Genomic DNA, 18,561 nt, shown 5'->3' with positions numbered 1-18,561 from the left:
CGGTGCACTACTCCAACTCTGCTTCGAGGAGTTCGATCTCGTCCTGGCTGAGCAGGGCCAAGGCCACGTCCGACGGGGTCAGCCCGCCCGCGTCGGGGCGTTCGGCGTCGTCCGCGAGGTCGCGCAGCGCCGCGAACCACGCCTCCGCGAGCGCCCGCGCCCCGCTCTCGGGGAGCAGGTCGCCCGCCCACGTCCAGGTGGCGACCAGCTCGGGGCCGCCGGAGGTGCGGGCCGTGTGGGCGTTCACCTCGATGACGTGCGGCAGCGACAGGCCCGCGTCGGCGCGGCCGCCGGCGCCGGTCGCGGCGACCGTCCACGGCTCGTCCGAGGGCGCGTCGACCTGGCCGAGGTAGTTGAAGCCGATCTGCGGCGCGGCGGACGCCGCGAGCACCGCCGCCGTGCGCTCGTTGAGGTGGCGGAGCATCCCGTAGCCGATGCCCTTGTCGGGGATCTCGCGGAGCTGCTCCTTGACCCTCTTGAGCGCGGCGCCCGGGGCGTCCCCGGCGGGGCCGGGGTCCAGGCGGACGGGGTACACGCTGGTGAACCAGCCGACCGTCCGCGACAGGTCGAGGTTCCCGGCGGCCACGTGCGCCTCGCGCCCGTGGCCCTCGATGTCGACCAGCACGCCGTCCGGGCCGCCCGGCCCGCGCCAGGCGCGGACGGCGCGCGCGAGCGCCGCCAGCAGCACGTCGTTGATCTCGGCGTGGTAGGCGCCCGTGACCGTGTCGAGCAGGGGCCGGGTCACCTCGGGCGCCAGGCGCAGCGTCAGCTCCCGCGCGGTGCCGAAGGTGTCGCGCGCCGGGTCGAGCGGGCGGTCGCCGAGCAGGGGGTCGGGGCCGGCGAGGACGCGCGTCCACAGCGGCAGCTCGGCCTCGCGCTCCGGCGTGTTCGCGGCCTCGTCCAGGCGCTCGGCCCAGCGACGGAACGAGGTGCTCGCGGGCGGTTCGGCGGCGGGGTCGGCGCACGCGGCGGCCAGGTCCTCGACGATCGTCCGCCAGGAGACGCCGTCGACCACCAGGTGGTGCAGCATCAGGATCAGGTATCCGGGTTCGGCGGGGCCCCGGCCGAGGTGGACGGCCCGCACCATCTCGCCCTCGGCGGGCGCCAGCTCGCAGCGCGCCCGCTCGGCCAGCTCGCCGATCCGGGTGCCGAGCGCCGCGGCGTCCAGGCCGGACGCGTCGACCTCCCGCACCGACGCCTCGACCGTCCCGCGCGGCGGCACCTCCAGCCTCCAGTCGCCGGTCAGCCGGGTCCGCAGCACGTCGTGGCGGTCGATGACCGCCCGCAGCGCCGCGCGCAGGCGTCCGGCGCGCAGGTCCGCCGGGACGCGCACCACGATCGACTGCGCGTAGCCGTCGATCGGGCCCCGGTGCGCGGCCAGCCACCGGACGATCGGCGTCGGCGTCAGGGGGCCGACACCGGTGTCGGGGGTGTCGTCCTCCCGCTCCGTGCCGGCCTCCCCGGCGACCCGGGCCAGTTCGGCGGGGGTCTGGTGCTCGAAGACGTCCCGCACCGCGACCGCCATGCCCGCCGCGCGGGCCCGGCTGACCAGGTGGATCGCGAGGATGCTGTCACCGCCCAGCTCGAAGAAGCCGTCGTCCGGGCCGGCCTCGGCGCGGCCGAGCAGCTCGGCGAAGATCTGGCAGAGGACCTGTTCGCGGTCGCCGCTCGGGGCGCGCCCGGCGGACGGCGCGTCCGGCGCGGGCGCGGGCAGGGCCCGGCGGTCGAGCTTGCCGTTGGGGGTCAGCGGCAGCGCGTCCATCCGGACGAACGCGGCCGGGACCATGTAGGCGGGGAGCACGTCGTTCAGGGCGTTCCGGAGCGTCGCGCCGTCGGCCTCGGTGACGGCGTAGGCGACCAGGCGCCTACCTCCCGGGCCGTCCTCACGCGCGACCACGGCGCACTGCGCGACCTGCGGCAGCGCGGCCAGCGCCGCCTCGATCTCGCCCGGCTCGATCCGGAACCCCCGCACCTTGACCTGGTGGTCGGCGCGTCCGAGGTACTCCAGCTCGCCGCCGGGGGTGCGCCGCGCCAGGTCGCCGGTGCGGTACATCCGCGTCCCGGGCGGGCCGAACGGGTCCGCGACGAACCGCTCCGCCGTCAGGCCCGGACGGTTCAGGTAGCCGCGCGCCAGGCCGGGGCCCGCGACGTACAGTTCGCCGACCGCGCCGTCCGGAGCCGGGCGCAGCCCGGATTGCAGGACGTACACGCGCAGGTCGGGGATGCCGTCGCCGATCACGCTCCCGGCCCGCTCGTCGGCGCTCCGCAGCTCCCGGTAGGTCACGTGGACGGTCGTCTCGGTGATCCCGTACATGTTGACCAGCAGCGGCGCGGTGTCGTCGTGGCGCCGGTACCAGTCGGCCAGGCGGCCGGGGTCCAGGGCCTCGCCGCCGAACACGACCGTCCGCAGCGCGAGCCCGCCCGCCCCGGCGGGCGCCTCCGCGTCCACCGCCATGAGCTGGTAGAACGCCGACGGCGTCTGGTTCAGGACCGTCACGCCCTCGCGGACGAGCAGCGCGTGGAACTCCTCGGGCGACCGGCTCACCCCGTAGGGGACGACGACGAGCCGTCCGCCGTGCAGCAGCGGCCCCCACAGCTCCCAGACCGAGAAGTCGAACGAGTAGGAGTGGAACAGCGTCCACACGTCGTCGGGCGCGAACCCGAAGTCGTCGCGGGTGGCCTCGAACAGCCGCACCACGTTCCGGTTGGTCACGGCGACGCCCTTCGGCGCGCCCGTCGACCCCGACGTGTAGATCACGTAGGCGGGGTGGTCGGGGTGCGCGCCCGGCGCCTCGACGGGGACGGCGGCGGCCAGCTCGCGGCGCGTGTCCGGGTCGTCCAGCAGCAGCCGCGGCCCGGGGGCCTCGACACCGGCGGACGTGGTCGTGACCAGCAGCTCCGGCCGTGAGTCGGTGACCATGTGGGCGATGCGCTCGGCGGGATAGCGCGGGTCGATCGGGACATAGGCGCTCCCGGCCTTCAGCACCGCCAGCACCGCCACGACCAGGTCGGACGTGCGCGGCAGCGCCAGCGCCACCCGCCGCTCGGGCCCGGCGCCGCGCTCGGCGAGCAGCCGCGCGAGCCGCCCGGCCGCCTCGTCCAGTTCGGCGTAGGTGAGCGTGTCGCCCTCGCAGGTCACCGCGACCGCGTCGGGGGTGCGGGCGGCCTGCGCCTTGAACAGCTCGGCCAGCGTGACCGGCGGCGCCGGCCTCGCGGTCGTGGCCGGCGGCTCGGCGCGCTCGGCCGCCGTGCGGACGTCCAGGCGTCCGACGGGCAGCGCCGGGTCGTCGGCGATCGCCTCCAGGATGAGCAGCAGGCGGTCGGTGATCGTCTTCGCTTCCGCGGCGTCGTAGACCTCGGGGCGGTAGCGCAGGCGCAGGCGCAGCGCGGAGCCCGGCACGGCGATCAGGCCGAGCGGGAAGTGCGTCGCGTCGTGGCCGTGGGCGGCGGTGACGCGGAGCCGCGCGCCGGCCGCGAGCGAGGCCAGCGCCGCCTCGTCGAGCGGGTAGTTCTCGAACATCATCGCGGTGTCGAACAGGGCGCTCATGCCCGTCCGCCGCTGGATCTCGGCGAGGCCCGCGTGCTGGTGGTCGAGGAGCCGCAGCCGGTCCCGCCGGACCGTGTCGAGCAGCCCCGCGAGCGTCTGCGCCGGGTCCGTGCGGACGCGGAACGGCAGCGTGTTGACGAAGACGCCGACCATGTCCTGCGACCCGTCCAGCTCCGCTGGACGGGTGGACGTGGTGACGCCGAACACGACGTCGTCCCGTCCGGTGAGGCGGCTCAGCAGCAGCCCCCACGCCGCCTCGACCACGGTGTTCAGCGTCAGGCCGAGGCTCCGCGCCCGGTCGGCCAGCCGTTTCGTCGCCTCCTCGGACAGCCCGGCCTCGGCCAGCCTCTCGGGCCGCGTCCAGCGCGCGGCGCCGGGGGCGACGAGCGTGGGCTCCTCAAGATCGGCGAGGACGTCCTGCCAGGCGTCGTGCGCGGCGTCCCGGTCCTGCGCGGCCGTCCAGGCGAGGAAGTCGCGGTACCGCCGCCGGACGGGCGGCGGCGTGCTCCCCGCGTAGAGGGCGAGCAGCTCGCGCAGCAGCACCGGCCGCGACCAGCCGTCGGCGACGATGTGGTGGTTGGTCAGCACCAGCCGGTACCGGTCCCCGCCCCGGTTCACCAGCGTGAAACGGATCAGCGGTGGACGTGTCAGGTCGAACGGGCGCTCACGGTCGGCGGCCATCGCCTCGCGCAGGGCCTCTTCCTCGTCCGGCCCGTCGAGGACGATCTCCCGCCATTCCGTCGGGACCTCGCGGAAGATGAGCTGCACCGACGCGGACAGGCCCTCGTAGGCGAATCCGGCGCGCAGGCTGGTGTGCCGTTCCAGCAGCTCTCCGGCGGCGGTCTTCAAGGCCGGGACGTCGAGCCTTCCTTCCAGGTCCACGACGAACTGCATCGTGTAGTCGTCGTTCGCGTCGCCGTAGAGGGCGTGGAAGAGCAGCCCTTCTTGCAGCGGCGAAAGCGGGAGGACGTCCTCCAGGCCCGGCTCGTTCGCGCGCAGCGATTCGATTTCCTCTGCGGGGAGCGGGTCCTGGAGTTCGACTTCCCCGCGGGTGGACGTCGAAGCGCGTGCCCGTTCCGCGAGGGCGGCCACGGTCCTGCCCTCGAAGACGTCGCGGGCCCCGAGGCCGATCCCGGCGTGCCGGGCGCGGGCGACCAGGCGCAGGGCCAGGACGCTGTCCCCGCCGAACTCGAAGAAGTCGTCGTCGATGCTGATCCGGGGGACGTCGAGGATGTCCGCGGCCAGGTCGCAGAGGATCTCCTCGCGCGGGGTGCGCGGCGTCCGTCCCTGGCCGCCCGCGTTGAGCTCCGGCTCGGGCAGGGCCTTGCGGTCGATCTTGCCGTTGGGGGTGAGCGGCAGTTCGTCCAACTCGACGAACGCCGACGGCACCATGTAGTCGGGGAGCGCCGAGGCGACATGCTCCCGCAGCCCGGCAACCTCGCCGTTCGTGTTGGGGACGACGTAGGCGACGAGGCGCGCGTCGCGCGCCACCACGACGACGCGGGAGACCTGCGGGTGGGACGCCAGGACGGTTTCGATCTCGCCGAGCTCGATCCGGAACCCGCGGATCTTGACCTGGTGGTCGAGGCGGCCGAGGTATTCCAGCTCGCCGTCGCTGGTCCAGCGGGCAAGGTCACCGGTGCGGTACATGCGCGTCCCGGCGGCCCCGAACGGACACGCCACGAACCGCTCAGCGCTCAGCGCCGGACGGTTGAGGTAGCCGTGCGCCAGACCATCACCCGCGATGTACAGCTCACCCGCGACACCGGGCGCGACCGGCGACAGGCCCGCATCGAGCACATAGACCTGCGTGTTGCCGATCGGACGGCCGATCGAGAAGTCCGAGGATTCGACGTCGTCGGCCGTAGACCAGATCGTGGTTTCCGTCGGGCCGTACAGGTTGGTCACCGACCGCCCGGCCTTCGCCAGCTCACTGGCCAAGTCCTGCGGGAGCGCCTCACCGCCGACCATGACGCGCACGCCGGAGAAGGCCGCAGCGTCATGCTCGACCAGCGCACGCCACAACCCCGGCGTCGCCTGCAACGCCGTCACACCGTGGCGGGCGATCAGCTCCACCAGCTCACCTGGGTCGGCGGCCTGATCGCCGGTCGCCAACACCACACCGGCGCCGGAGACCAGCGGCAGGAACAACTCCAAGCCCGCGATATCGAACCCGACCGTCGTCACCGCCAAGAGCCGGTCGCCAGCGTCCAGACCGAACCGGTCCTGCATCGAGGAAAGGAAGTTCGTCAACGCCCCATGGGGGATCACCACGCCCTTGGGGCGACCGGTCGAACCCGACGTGAAAATCACGTAGGCGGGCTGCGATGCGTGAATCTCCGGCAGCGCGACGTCTTCAGCCTCTGGAGTTGCACCCACCAGCAAATGCGGAACGCCGGGGACCGCGTCGCGGGTCGAGTCGTCCACCAGGGCCAGAACCGGAGAGGCGTCCTCGATCATGAACGCGATCCGGTCCGCCGGATACGAGGTGTCGATCGGAACGAACGCCGCACCCGACCGCATCACCGCCAACAACCCGACAACCAGCTCGACCGAACGCGGCAACGCAACCGCGACCAGATCACCAACGCCGACACCTCGGCCCACCAACACCCGAGCCAGAGCGTCCACCCGCGCGTTCAACTCCGCATACGACAGCTCCACGCCATCGCACACCAACGCCACACCATCGCCGCGTCCCGCCAACAAGGACGGCACCGAACCGGGAGCAACATCCAAAGCCGTCGCGTTCCAGGCCGACACAACCCGCTCGCGCTCAGCCGCGCCCAGGACGTCGACGCGCCCCACCGGCATGTCCGGCTCCTGCGCCATCACCTCCAGCACCCGGACGAGGCGCTCCGCGATCGTGCTCACGGCGTCGAGGTCGAACAGGTCCGGCTGGTAGTCCATCCGGAAGGACAGGGAGGTCTCGCCGGGCACGGCCACCAGCGCCAGCGGATAGTGGATCGCGTCGCCCACCCGCCCGTCGACCAGGTCGAAGCCGCACGCCTCGGCGGCGCCGCCCAGCTCGGCGGCGTCCAGGGGGAAGTTCTCGAAGACCGTGGAGGTGTCGAACAGCTCGCCGTGCCCGGCCAGCCGCTGCACCTCGGGGAGCCCGAGGTGCTGGTGGTCGAGCAGCCGGACCTGCTCGCGCTGGACGCGGGCGAGGAGGTCGTCCAGCGACTCGCCCGCGTCCAGCCGGACGCGCAGCGGCAGCGTGTTGATGAACAGCCCGACCATGTTCTCGACGCCGTCGAGTTCGGGGGAGCGTCCGGACGTCGTCGTGCCGAAGACGACGTCGGTCCGCCCGGTCAGCTTGCCGAGCAGCAGGGCCCAGGCCGCCTGGACCATGGTGTTCGAGGTGAGCCCGCGTGCGCGGCCGTACCGGGCGAGCGCGGCCGTGACCGGCTCGGGCAGCGTGAACTCGTGGTGTCCGGGCGCGATCGGTGCCCGCGCCTGGTCGACGGGGACGACGCGGGTCGGCTCGTCCAGTCCGGAAAGGGCCTCGGTCCAGGCGCGCCGGGCGGCGTCGTGGTCCTGACCCGCGAGCCAGGCGAGGTGGTCGCGGTAGGGGCGGACCTCGGGCAGCGGCGCGGAGCCGGAGTACAGCGCGAGCAGCTCGCGGATCAGGATCGGGACCGACCAGCCGTCCACCAGCGTGTGGTTCATGGTGAGGACGAGCCGGTGCCGGTCACCGCCGAGCCGGACCAGGGTGAAGCGGATGAGCGGGGGGCGGGTGAGGTCGAAGCCCCGCGCCCGGTCGGCCGCCAGGACGTCCTCGGCCGGGTCGTCCACGGTGGTGAAGTCGAGGGGGACGTCGGGGGCGACGACCTGGACGGGGTTGGTCAGGCCCTCGTAGCGGAAGCTCGTCCGCAGGCCGGGGTGGCGGGCCAGCAGCGCTGCGGCTGCGGCGCGGAGCTCCGCCTCATCGACACGTCCTTCGAGGTCGAGGACGACCTGGATCGTGTAGACCTCGCCCGCCGTCCGGTCGTAGAGGCCGTGGAAGAGCAGCCCTTCCTGGAGCGGCGACAGCGGCAGCACGTCCAGCAGCTCCGGCTCGCGGTCGCGCAACGCCTGAAGCTCCCCTGCCGGGAGCGGATCGGGCAGTTCCGCGATCGGGCCCGGGGACGACGAGGCACGCGCGCGTTCCGCCAGGGCGGCCACGGTCCTGCCTTCGAACACGTCACGGGCGCTGAACTCGACTCCGGCGTGCCGGGCGCGGGCAACCAGGCGCAGCGCTTGGACGCTGTCCCCGCCGATTTCGAAGAAGCCGTCGTCGATGCCGACGTGGGGGACGCCGACGATGTCCGCGACCAGCCGGCAGAGGATCTCCTCGCGCGGGGACCGGGGCTCGCGCCCCGCGTTGACCGTTCCGAGTTCGGGCTCGGGCAGCGCCTTACGGTCGATCTTTCCGTTGGGGGTCAGCGGCAGCTCGTCCAGCATGACGAACGCCGACGGCACCATGTAGGCGGGAAGCGCCGACGCGACATGCTCGCGCAGCTCACCCGCCCCGACCTCGCCGCCGGGCACGACATAGGCGACGAGGCGTGCGTCCCGCGCGACCACGACGACGCGGGAGACCTGCGGGTGGGTGGCAAGGACGGTTTCGATCTCACCGAGCTCGATCCGGAACCCGCGGATCTTGACCTGGTGGTCGAGGCGGCCGAGGTACTCCAGCTCACCGTCAGCGCTCCACCGCGCCAGATCACCGGTGCGATACATGCGCGTCCCGGCGGCCCCGAACGGGCACGCCACGAACCGCTCAGCCGACAGCGCCGGACGATTCAGATAGCCGTGCGCCAGACCATCACCCGCGATGTACAGCTCACCCGCGACACCCGGCGCGACCGGGGACAGGCCCGCGTCCAGCACATAGACCTGGGTGTTGCCGATCGGACGACCGATCGAGAAGTCCGAGGACTCGACGTCATCGGCCGTCGACCAGATCGTCGTCTCCGTCGGCCCATACAAGTTCGTCACCGATCGTCCGGCCTTGGCCAACTGACCGGCCAGATCCGAAGGCAGCGCCTCCCCACCCACCAGCACCCGGACATCGGAGAACGCCGAGACATCGTGCTCGACCAACGCACGCCACAACCCCGGCGTCGCCTGCAACGCCGTCACACCGTGGCGGGCGACCAACTCCACCAACTCACCAGGGTCAGCGGCCTGGTCGCCGGTCGCCAACACCACACCCGCACCCGTGACCAGCGGCAGGAACAACTCCAAGCCCGCGATGTCGAACCCGACCGTCGTCACCGCCAGGAGGCGATCGTCTGCCGCCAGCGAGAAGCGCTCCTGCATCGAGGAAAGGAAGTTCGTCAACGCACCATGGGGGATCACCACACCCTTAGGGCGACCCGTCGAACCCGACGTGAAGATCACGTAGGCCGACTGCGACGCGTTGATCTCCGGGAGTGCGACATCGTCGGTCTTCGGAATCTCACCGACCAGTAGATGCGGAACACCGGGGACCGCGTCGCGGGTCGAGTCGTCCACCAGTGCCAGGGCCGGAGAGGCGTCCTCGATCATGAACGCGATCCGGTCCGCCGGATACGAGGTGTCGATCGGAACGAACGCCGCACCCGACCGCATCACCGCCAACAACCCGACGACCAACTCCACCGAACGCGGCAGTGCCACCGCCACCAAGTCGCCGGCACCCACACCCCGACCCACCAGGACACGAGCCAAGGCGTCCACCCGCGCGTTCAACTCCGCATACGACAGCTCCACGCCATCGCACACCAACGCCACACCATCGCCGCGTCCCGCCAACAAGGACGGCACCGAACCGGGAGCAACATCCAAAGCCGTCGCGTTCCAGGCCGACACAACCCGCTCGCGCTCAGCCGCGCCCAGGACGTCGACGCGCCCCACCGGCATGTCCGGCTCCTGCGCCATCGCCTCCAGCACCCGGACGAGACGCTCGGCGTGCGCGGCGACCTCGGACGGGCTGTAGAGCGCGGGGTTGGCCTCAAGGTCGAGGCGGACGCCGCTGGCGCCGTCCGGGTCGCCGGACGCGACGATCGACAGGTCCGCGACCGGGCCCGAGGCGAGGAACACCATGTCGAGCGGGACGTCGCCGAGGTGCAGGCGGCTGAGGAACGACATCGCGTTGACCGTGGTGCCGAACAGGCCGCCCTCGCCGCCGGAGCGGCCGAGTTCACGGGTGAGGTCCTCGGCGCGGTACCGCTGGTGCCGGAGGGCCTCGACCACCCGCGCGGACGCCTGGGCGACGACGTCCCGGTAGGTCATCGACGGGGTCACGGTCAGCCGGAGCGGGAGGTCGTTGGCGAGCATGCCGGGGGTGAACCGGGCGGTGGTGCTGGTCCGGCCGGTGACGGGAAGGCCGAGGACGATGTCGTCCTTGCCGGTCATCCGCCGCATATAGACGGCGGTGGCCGCGATCAGCAGCACCGACCAGCCGTTCAGGACGCCTTGGACGAGCCCGAGCGAAGGCGCGAGCGCGGCGGGGCGGACGTCGGCCGACAGGCGGACCGGCACCGGCGACGGCGGCGCCGTGCGGCCCGCGAGGCTGACCGGCTCGGGCTGGTCGGCGAAGGTCCGCAGCCAGTGGTCCCGGTCGGCGCGCCATTCCTCGGTGCCGCGGTAGGCGGCCTCGTCCGCGACCACCTCGGCGAGCGGGCGGAACCGGGTCGGGCGCGGCTCGCGCCCCTCCAGCAGCGACGTGTAGACGCGCGCGAACCTACGGAAGTGCAGGGCCTGCGAGTAGCCGTCCAGGACGATGTGGTGGCAGCGGAAATAGAGCACGTATTCGCCGCCGAGATCGAACAGGACGTGCCGATATAGAACGTCGCGGCCCGGCACGGCGGGCTCGACGAGATCGGCCCGCATATAGCTCAGGGCGGCGCCGAAAGGGTCGGCGGCGGACGAGAGGTCCACGCGCTCCAGCGGGTTCGGTGGGACGGGCCCGACCGTCTGCGCGATGACGCCGTCGCGCTCCTCGAACACCACGCGCAGCGCCTCGGACTCGCCGATCATCCGGCGGGTCGTCTCCTCCAGCAGCGCGACGTCGACCGCCTGGTCGAGCCGGGCGTAGCCGCCGCAGTTGTAGGCGGGGCTGTCCGGAGCGAGCCGCGCCGCCACCCAGACGCCGACCTGCGCGTCCAGGGCGTCGAGCCGGCCGTCCCCCACGTCAGACATGCGCACTTCGCCTCTCCGCGTCGCTGCCGAGTACCGCCGCGCCCGGCCGGGTCCGCGGCAGGCGTCCCCCCAGGCACACGATCACGTTGCCAGCCGTTTCTCTTCGCCATCTATACGCGAGCATCATTGGGCCGCCGCCCGAAAGCGGGCATGCCAGATCGCCCGGCGATCAATTCGGTTATGGGAAATCGCCAAATCGAACGCCGGGCGAACCGTCGACCGCCGGTCAGGCGGCGGTGACGACCGCGGCGCCGAGCGCGCCGTCCGGGTCGGCGGCGAGCACGAGGGCCGCCTCCCCCGGGTTCCGCTCCAGCACGTCCGCCAACTGGAGGGCGCTGTGCGCGCTGTAGCAGTCGCCGATCGCGTCCTCGTCGAAGCGCGGTTCGACGTCGAGCACCGAGGCCAGGCCCGCCGTCTGCGCGTCGTCGACCTCGCCCACCCCGGTCGCCCGCACGGCGGCCGTGGCGATGTCGGCGGCCGCGACCCCGGACAGCTCCAGCGCCTCCCGCACGACCCGGGAGACGGAGTCGGCGTCCACGGACCCGACGGCGCGGACCACGGTCCCCGCGAGGCGGGCCCGTACCCGCCGCCCGGCGGCGGCCGCGGCCTCGGCGTCCTCCAGCACGAACATCGCCGCGCCCTCACCGGGCGTGCCGGTCGCGCGGTGGGTGCGTCCCCACCAGGCGTCCGGCGCGCTGAACTCCTCCGACGAGCCCGCGACGACGCCCTGCGCGTGCCGCGCGCGGATCATCACCTGGGCGTGGCGCAGCGCGCCGACCGCCGAGAGCGGTCCCCCGGCGACGGTCGCGTTGACGCCGCGCAGCCCCGCGCGGATGGCGAGCGCCGCGGCGGCGCAGTTCAGGGCCGCGCTGGGGAAGCGCGCCGCGTCCACCACATAGGGACGCTCCCGGTCGAAGGAGTCGACGCCGAACTCGGCGACGCCCGCGACGCTGCCGAGCGTCGTGCCGACCGTGATGCCGATGAGGTCGCGGTTGTCGTCGGTGACGGTGAGGCCCGCGTCGGCGAGCGCCCGCTCGAACGCGCCCATCGCGAGGACGGTCGAGCGGTGGTTGAACCGGACGGCCTTGCGTCCGAGCTCGGCCTTGGCGTCGAAGTCCACCAGGCACGCGGGCCCGGCGGGCGGCGCCCAGTCGATCTTGCCGCCGGCCCGGCCCTCGGCGGGTACGGCCACCGCGCCGCCCGGCCGCAGCGCGCCGACCCCGGTGATCACGATGTCGTTCACTCCACGCTCCCGAGCAGGACGATCGCGTTGTTGCCGCCGAAGGCGAACCCGTTGTTCTGCGCCACCCGGACGGTCGCGGGACGGCTCTGGTTCGGCACCGGGTCGATCCCGGGGATCTCCGGGTCCAGCGCGCGGTGGTTGATCGTCGGGGGCAGGAAGCCCTCGGCGATGCTGAGCGCGCTGGCGATCGCGCCGAACCCGCTGGCGGCGCCCATCGTGTGCCCCATCATCGACTTGATCGAGCTGGTCGGCGGCGGGGAGTCGCCGAACACCGCGCGCATCGCGGTGCTCTCCACGACGTCGTTGGTGCGGGTGCCGGTGCCGTGCGCGCAGATGTAGTCGACCTGCTCGGGCCGCACGCCCGAACGCCGGTGCGCGATCCGCGTGCAGCGGGCGATGCTGTCGGCGTCGGGCGCGGTCGGGTGGATGGCGTCGCAGGTCATCCCGTACCCGAGCACCTCCGCGTAGATCGTCGCGCCGCGTTCGCGGGCGGCCTCCAGCGGCTCCAGGACGAGCGCGACGCCGCCCTCGGCGGTGAGCATCCCGTCCCGGTCGCGGTCGAAGGGGCGGCACGCCTCCTCGGCGACCGCGCCGAGCCGGTGGAAACCGGCGTGGGTGAAGCGGGTGACCGAGTCGGCGCCGCCCGCGACGCCGAGGTCGGCCTCGCCCATGCCGATCAGGTCGTAGACGTAGCCGAGCGCGTAGTTGCCCGCCGAGCACGCCGTCCCGAGGACGGTGGTCTCGCCGGTCGCGCCCAGCTCGTGCGCGACCGCGAGGCCGAGCCGCGACCCGGGGATCTGCGCGGCGGCGCGCGGGTCGGGCGGGCCCGGCGCGCCGGTGTGCCACTCCTCGATCATGTCGACCAGCGGCGCGAGTTCGCCGTTGGTCGTGCCCACCGCGATCGCGGTCCGCGCGTCCGCCGGGTCGACGCCCGCGTCGGCGACGGCGAGGCGGGCGGCCGCGGCGGCGAACTGCGACGAGCGTCCCCACTCCGCCGGGTCGATCCGCGTGAGCAGGTCCTCCGGCCGGAAGTCCGGCACCTCCCCCGCGAGGGTGTGCGGGAACCCGGTCGGGTCGAAGCCGCGGATCGGGCCCGTGCCGCTCTTGCCGAGGCGCAGCGCCTCGGTGAAGTCGGGCAGGCCGATGCCGATGTTGGACACCGGGCCCATGCCGGTGATGACCACCCGCCTCATCGGATCACCAGCCGGCGATCTCGGCGACCACCTCGTAGGTGGTCTTGAGGTTGGTCATCCGCTGCACCGACTCCTGCGGGATCTCCAGGCCGTACTTGCGTTCGAGCTGGGTCAGCAGCTCGATGGCCACCAGCGAGTCGGCGTCCAGCTCCTCGATGAAGGAGTGGGCGGACTCGACCTCCTCCGGCTCCGCGCTGAGGATGTCGGCGGTGAGGTCGCGGATCTCGGCCATGCGATCGGCCACGGTGTTCTGCATGCGTTTCTCCTAGATCAGTGCGCGAGTCCGCCGTCGACCCGCAGGACGGTGCCGGTGATGTAGGCGGCGCGGTCGGAGACGAGGAAGGAGACGGCGTCGGCGACGTCCCGCGGGACGCCGAACCGGCCCATCGGGATGTCGGTCTCGAACTTGGCGCGGGCCTTCGCCGGCATCGCGGCGACCATGTCGGACTCGATGAGGCCGGGCGCGACGGTGTTGACCCGGACGCCGCGTCCGGCGACCTCCAGGGCGAGGGACGCGCCGAGCCCGAGCATCCCCGCCTTGGACGCGGCGTAGTTGGCCTGCCCGGCGTTGCCGATGATCCCCGACACCGACGAGACCAGGACCAGCGTCCCGGCCCGCCGCTTGATCATGCCGAACATCACGGCGCGGGCGAGGTTGAAGGACCCGTCGAGGTTGGTGCGCAGCACGGCGGACCAGTCCTCGGGGGGCATGAGCGCGAGCGACTTGTCCCGCGTGATCCCCGCGCAGGAGACCGCCGCCGTCACCGGCCCGAGCTTCTCCTCGGCCGCCGCGACGAACTCCTGGACGGCCTCGAAGCCCGCGACGTCCACGGCCTGGTGGTGGACGCGGCGTCCCAGCGCCTCGATCTCGGCGGCGGTGTCGGCCGCCGCGCCGACGTCGCTGCGGTAGCAGAAGCCGACGTCGAACCCGTCGCGCGCGAGCTGCACCGCGATGGCCCGCCCGATACCCCGCGAGCCGCCGGTGACCAGCGCGCACGGCGCGCCGTCGGCGGATGCACTTGCCATGTTGCGGACCCTCCCGGATCTGATGCGGCCCGGATGTCGCGGCCCCGATCTGATGCGGCCCCTCCCGGTTCAATCACTGGCCCGGAGCCTCGCAGTGTCCGCTATGGCGCTCCTATACGATTCCTCCCAGTTCCTTGATAGACCGCCGCCTTACGCTCGGGCCCTGCCGTCCCGCTTCCTCGGGGCGAAGGGGAGGCGGAACCGTGGTCGACTACGACGCGATCGTCATCGGGGCGGGCAACGCCGGGCTCACCGCCGCGGCGACCCTCCAGCGGGCGGGGGCCCGCACCCTGCTGGTCGAGCGGCACAACGTCCCCGGCGGGTGCGCGACCTCGTTCCGGCGCGGCCGGTTCGAGTTCGAGGTCGCGCTGCACCAGCTCTCGGGCGTCGGCGAGGAGGGGCAGGCGTTCTCGCTGCGCGGGCTGTTCCACCAGCTCGGCATCGCCGACCGGCTCGAACTCGTCCGCGAGGACGACCTCTACCGCGCCGCCGTCCCCGGCCGCTACGACGTGACGCTGCCCGCGAGCTGGGACGGCGCCGCCGACGCGCTGGAGGAGGCGTTCCCCGGCAACCGCGCCCGGGTCGAGCGGTTCTTCCGGCTGCTGAAGGAGGTCGTCGCCGGGTACAACGCCGTGCTGCGCGGACGTCCCGCGCGCAGGATCAAGCCGGAGGTGTTCCGGCAGGGCCTGCGCCCCTTCAAGGACGTCCTGGACGAGCACTTCGACGACGAGCGGATCAGGTCCGCCCTCGGCGCGTACTGGCACTACCTGGGGCAGCCGCCGTCGCGGGTCACCTTCCAGGACCTCGCGCAGATCCTCGTCATGTACATCGGGTTCAAGCCGTGGCACATCCGCGGCGGCTCGCAGGCCCTGTCCTCGGCGATCCTCGGCGCGTTCCTGGACGCGGGGGGCGAGGTCCGCTTCAACACGACGGTCGAGCGCGTCCTCACCGAGGGCGGGCGCGCGGTCGGCGTCCGGACCGACGACGGGACGGAGGCGACCGCGACCGACATCGTCTCCAACGCCTCCCTCCCCCTCACCTACGCGATGCTCGACCCCGCCGACGTCCCCGCCGCCGCGCGCCGCGACCTCGGCAGCCGCCGCGTCGGGGTGTCGGCGTTCGTCCTGCACATGGGCCTGGACGCGACGCCGCGCGAACTCGGCTTCACCGCCGCGACGAGCTTCCTCGCCGCCGACACCGACGACGACCGCACGTTCGCGTCGATGCGCACGCTGGAGGGCGCGCGCGGGATCTGCGCCACCGCCTACGACGTCCACCCGATCGGCTTCGCGCCGTCCGGGGCGAGCCACGTCAGCCTGCTCACGCTCCAGTACGCCGACGCGTGGGACGCGGTGCGGCCCGCCGACTACGCCCGCGCCAAGTTCGCCTACGCCGAGACCGTGCTCGACCTCGCCGAGTCGGTGACGCCCGGCATCCGCGACGCCATCGAGGAGGTGGACGTCGCGACGCCGCTCACCCTCACCCGCTACCTCGGGCACCCGGGCGGCGCCATCTACGGCTACGACCAGGACGCCACCGAGGGCCCGCTGTTCCGCGACGCGAGCCGGACGCACGTGCCCGGCCTCCACACGGCCGGGGCCTGGACCGGCGTCGGCGGCTTCCAGCCGACCCTGGAGGCCGGGGCGCGGCTCGCCCTCCGGCTCCTGCACGCACGCGCCGCCTGAGGATCGATGGAGCACCGATGACGCGTCCCACCGCCGAGCTTTACGACGGATACGAGCAGGTCAGAGCCGAGATCGACGCGCGCCCGCCGGACCGGCGCGACCACGTGGGCCAGACCCGCCGCCGGATCGACACCTTCCACCCGAGGCGCCTCGCGCTCGCCGTCGCGGAGATCGTCGTCGAGACACCGACGACCAAGACCTTCCGCATGCGGCGGCCGGACGGCGGCGACCTGCCGCCCTTCCTCGCGGGCCAGTACGTCACGCTGTTCGCGGACGGCACCACCCGCCCCTTCGCGATCTCCTCCGGGCCGGGGACGCTCGACCGCTACGACCTGACCGTCCGGCGCGTGCCCGGCGGCCGGATCAGCAACCTGCTCCTCGACACGCTCAAGGTCGGCGACACGCTCACCAGCACCGGCCCGATGGGCACGTTCCACCACAACCCGCTCTTCCACGGCGAGGACGTCGTGTTCCTCGCCGGGGGGTCGGGCGTCGCGCCCGCCATGAGCATGATCCGCGACATCACCGGGCAGGGGCTCGCGCGGCGGCTGCACCTGATCTACGGGTCCCGCTCGTCCGACGACGTGATCTTCGAGGCCGAGCTGGCCGCCGTCACCGGGGCGCACCGCAACATCCGCGTCGACCATGTCGTCCAGGACCCGGCCCCGGGCTGGACCGGGCGCACCGGCCTGATCGACTCGGCGGCCATCGCCGCGCTCGCCGGGCCCCTCGGCGGTCGCATGGTCTACGTCTGCGGCCCGCAGGCCCTCTACCCGCACGCCCTCCAGCAGCTCACCCGGCTGCGCCACCCGCGGCGCCGGACCCGCTTCGAGGCCAACGGCGCGCCCGCCCGCCCGCAGGACCAGCCGCACTGGCCGCGGGACCTCCCGCCGGAGGAGGAGGTGACGGTCACCGTCCGCGGCACCGCCTTCCGGACCCCGCGCGGGCGCCCCCTCCTGGACGCGCTGGAGGACAACGGCGTCCGCCCCGAGTCGGCGTGCCGGTCGGGCGAGTGCAGCCTGTGCCGGGTCCGCGTGCTGAAGGGCGAGGTGCACAGCGCCGAGGAGGCGCGGCTCCGGATGGCCGACCACGCCTCCGGCCACGTCCACAGCTGCGTCGCCTACCCGCTCACCGACGTCGAACTGGACCTCTAGGCGGACCGCCGGCTCAGTCGCGGAAGCGCCACCGGGTCGCGCCGTAGGGCTCGACGGTCGCGACGCCGACGGCGGTGTGGATCCCGATCCGGTACAGGTACCAGGGCGGCGGGCCCGCGCTGGGCGCGCTGAACGGCGCGGTCAGCGCGTCGCCGTCGACCCGCGCGGGCCAGCCGTCCTGGTCGTAGGACGCCGCGGCCCGCTCCAGCGTCGCGCCGTCGGTGACCCGCGCGGCCTCGCCCTCGACGACCAGGTCGAGGCCCTCCAGCCGCACCGAGTACACGCAGGCCGGGTTCGCGGCCAGGTTGCGCGACTTGCGGGTGCCGGGCCCGCTGGTGAAGTAGAGGTCCTCGTCCAGCCAGAGCGCTCCGATCCCGGCGGCGTGCGGACGGCCGTCCGGCCTGGTCGTCGACAGGAACGCCGCCGTGCTGATCTTGGACAGGTCGACCTTCAGCCGCTCGTGCGCCCTGCTCCAGGGCAGCGGCTCGTTGCCGTAACGGTCGAGGTTGGTGGTCTCGACGGGCTCGCTGACGCCCATGTGATCGCCTCCGGTCGTGTCGCCGTTCACAGGGAATGGACCATCCTCCGACCGGAAACTCATCGGCGCCGGAGGGGAGCCGGTGCGATCGGTCCTCGCTGTCAGGGCTTCCGCGCGACGCCGCAGTAGGCGTCGGCCGAGCCGGGCGGGTCCAGCGGGCTCGGGTCGGGCCGCCACAGCGGCAGCGGCACCACGCCGGGCTCCACCAGGTCGAGGCCCGCGAAGAAGGCCGCCACCGTGTCCGGGTGGCGCAGCCGGTAGGGGACCGCGCCGGTGTCGTCGTAGCCCTGCTGGGCCTCGATGAACGCCTGGTCGGTGGCGGTGCCGTCGTACAGGACGAGGTAGCTCCCGGACGGCAGCGCCGCCAGCAGCCGCCGCGCGATCGACAGCGCCTCCCCGTCGTCGGCCACGTGCCCGAGGATGCCCATCAGCATCAGCGCGATCGGCTCGTCGAAGTCCAGGTAGGCCCGCGCGCGCTCGATGATGCCCGCCGGGTCGTGCAGGTCGGCGTCGATGTAGTGCGTGGCGCCCTCCGGCCTGCTCGTCAGCAGCGCCCGCGCGTGGACGAGGACGAGCGGGTCGTTGTCGACATAGACGATCCTGCTCTCCGGCGCGGCGCGCTGCGCCACCTGGTGCGTGTTCTCCTCGGTCGGCAGACCGGTGCCGATGTCGAGGAACTGGCGGACGCCGCGCTCGGCCGCCAGGTACCGGACGGCGCGGCCGAGGAACTCCCGCGACAGCCGCGCGAGCACGGTGATCGCGGGGAATGTGCGGGCGTACTCCTCACCCGCCTCCTGGTCGACCGCGAAATTGTCGCTGCCGCCGAGCCAGTAGTTCCAGATTCGTGCCGAATGGGGGACGCTGGTGTCGATTTCCGCCATCAGTTCTCGTTCGGCGGCGGCGAAGAACTCCTCGTTGCTCATCACGCATCGTGACCTTTCGGGCGCAGGCGCCGGGGGTGCAGAGGCTCAGCACCCATCAGACCAGATCGCCGATGCGGGGGAAACG

General features: G+C 73.2%; 9 protein-coding genes. 2 read left to right on the top strand and 7 right to left on the bottom strand.

Going from position 1 to position 18,561, the window contains the following annotated elements; translation table 11 throughout:
- Positions 1 to 7: 7 nt before the first annotated feature.
- From GNZ18_RS09505 to fabG, 5 genes are all read right to left on the bottom strand, one after another.
- Entirely contained in the window at positions 8 to 10,714 is a 10,707-nt protein-coding gene (locus GNZ18_RS09505) for a non-ribosomal peptide synthetase (protein ID WP_156215882.1), read from the bottom strand.
- Positions 10,715 to 10,940: 226 nt separating this feature from the next.
- Entirely contained in the window at positions 10,941 to 11,957 is a 1,017-nt protein-coding gene (locus GNZ18_RS09500; protein WP_156215881.1) for a beta-ketoacyl synthase N-terminal-like domain-containing protein, read from the bottom strand.
- Entirely contained in the window at positions 11,954 to 13,150 is a 1,197-nt protein-coding gene (locus tag GNZ18_RS09495; protein ID WP_156215880.1) for a beta-ketoacyl-[acyl-carrier-protein] synthase family protein, read from the bottom strand. The genes GNZ18_RS09500 and GNZ18_RS09495 overlap by 4 nt, the downstream gene beginning before the upstream one ends.
- Before the next feature lie 4 nt (positions 13,151 to 13,154).
- On the bottom strand, positions 13,155 to 13,406 hold the full coding sequence (locus GNZ18_RS09490; protein WP_156215879.1) for an acyl carrier protein: 252 nt from the start codon (positions 13,404 to 13,406) through the stop codon (positions 13,155 to 13,157).
- A gap of 14 nt (positions 13,407 to 13,420) precedes the next feature.
- Positions 13,421 to 14,176 (bottom strand): 3-oxoacyl-ACP reductase FabG, encoded by a 756-nt coding sequence (gene fabG / locus GNZ18_RS09485; RefSeq protein WP_156215878.1) that lies wholly within the window; start codon positions 14,174 to 14,176, stop codon positions 13,421 to 13,423.
- Positions 14,177 to 14,379: 203 nt separating this feature from the next.
- On the opposite strand from fabG, the gene GNZ18_RS09480 reads away from it, so the two are divergent.
- Positions 14,380 to 15,861 carry a phytoene desaturase family protein gene (locus GNZ18_RS09480; protein ID WP_216651218.1) on the top strand — a complete coding sequence of 494 codons (1,482 nt, stop codon included), beginning with the start codon at positions 14,380 to 14,382 and terminating at the stop codon, positions 15,859 to 15,861.
- Between the two features lie 17 nt (positions 15,862 to 15,878).
- Complete coding sequence (locus GNZ18_RS09475) at positions 15,879 to 17,015, top strand: 2Fe-2S iron-sulfur cluster-binding protein (protein ID WP_156215876.1); 1,137 nt, start codon at positions 15,879 to 15,881, stop codon at positions 17,013 to 17,015.
- A 13-nt stretch (positions 17,016 to 17,028) separates the two neighbouring features.
- On the opposite strand, the gene GNZ18_RS09470 is transcribed toward GNZ18_RS09475, so the two are convergent.
- Both GNZ18_RS09470 and GNZ18_RS09465 read right to left on the bottom strand, forming a co-directional pair.
- Entirely contained in the window at positions 17,029 to 17,553 is a 525-nt protein-coding gene (locus GNZ18_RS09470; protein WP_156215875.1) for a pyridoxamine 5'-phosphate oxidase family protein, read from the bottom strand.
- 101 nt (positions 17,554 to 17,654) lie between these two features.
- Entirely contained in the window at positions 17,655 to 18,476 is an 822-nt protein-coding gene (locus GNZ18_RS09465) for an SAM-dependent methyltransferase (RefSeq protein ID WP_156215874.1), read from the bottom strand.
- Between the last annotated feature and the right edge of the window lie 85 nt (positions 18,477 to 18,561).

This window comes from Actinomadura litoris (assembly GCF_009733595.1).
In the GTDB taxonomy this organism is placed as follows: Bacteria; Actinomycetota; Actinomycetes; order Streptosporangiales; family Streptosporangiaceae; genus Spirillospora; species Spirillospora litoris.
This window is presented reverse-complemented; position numbering and strand designations above follow the sequence as displayed.

Bases quoted from the DNA above. Each gene is read 5' to 3' on its own strand.
- fabG (WP_156215878.1), bottom strand. From the start codon at position 14,176: ATGGCAAGTGCATCCGCCGACGGCGCGCCGTGCGCGCTGGTCACCGGC.
- GNZ18_RS09495 (WP_156215880.1), bottom strand. From the start codon at position 13,150: ATGAGGCGGGTGGTCATCACCGGCATGGGCCCGGTGTCCAACATCGGC.
- GNZ18_RS09470 (WP_156215875.1), bottom strand. From the start codon at position 17,553: ATGGGCGTCAGCGAGCCCGTCGAGACCACCAACCTCGACCGTTACGGC.
- GNZ18_RS09465 (WP_156215874.1), bottom strand. From the start codon at position 18,476: ATGAGCAACGAGGAGTTCTTCGCCGCCGCCGAACGAGAACTGATGGCG.
- GNZ18_RS09475 (WP_156215876.1), top strand. From the start codon at position 15,879: ATGACGCGTCCCACCGCCGAGCTTTACGACGGATACGAGCAGGTCAGA.
- GNZ18_RS09505 (WP_156215882.1), bottom strand. From the start codon at position 10,714: ATGTCTGACGTGGGGGACGGCCGGCTCGACGCCCTGGACGCGCAGGTC.
- GNZ18_RS09490 (WP_156215879.1), bottom strand. From the start codon at position 13,406: ATGCAGAACACCGTGGCCGATCGCATGGCCGAGATCCGCGACCTCACC.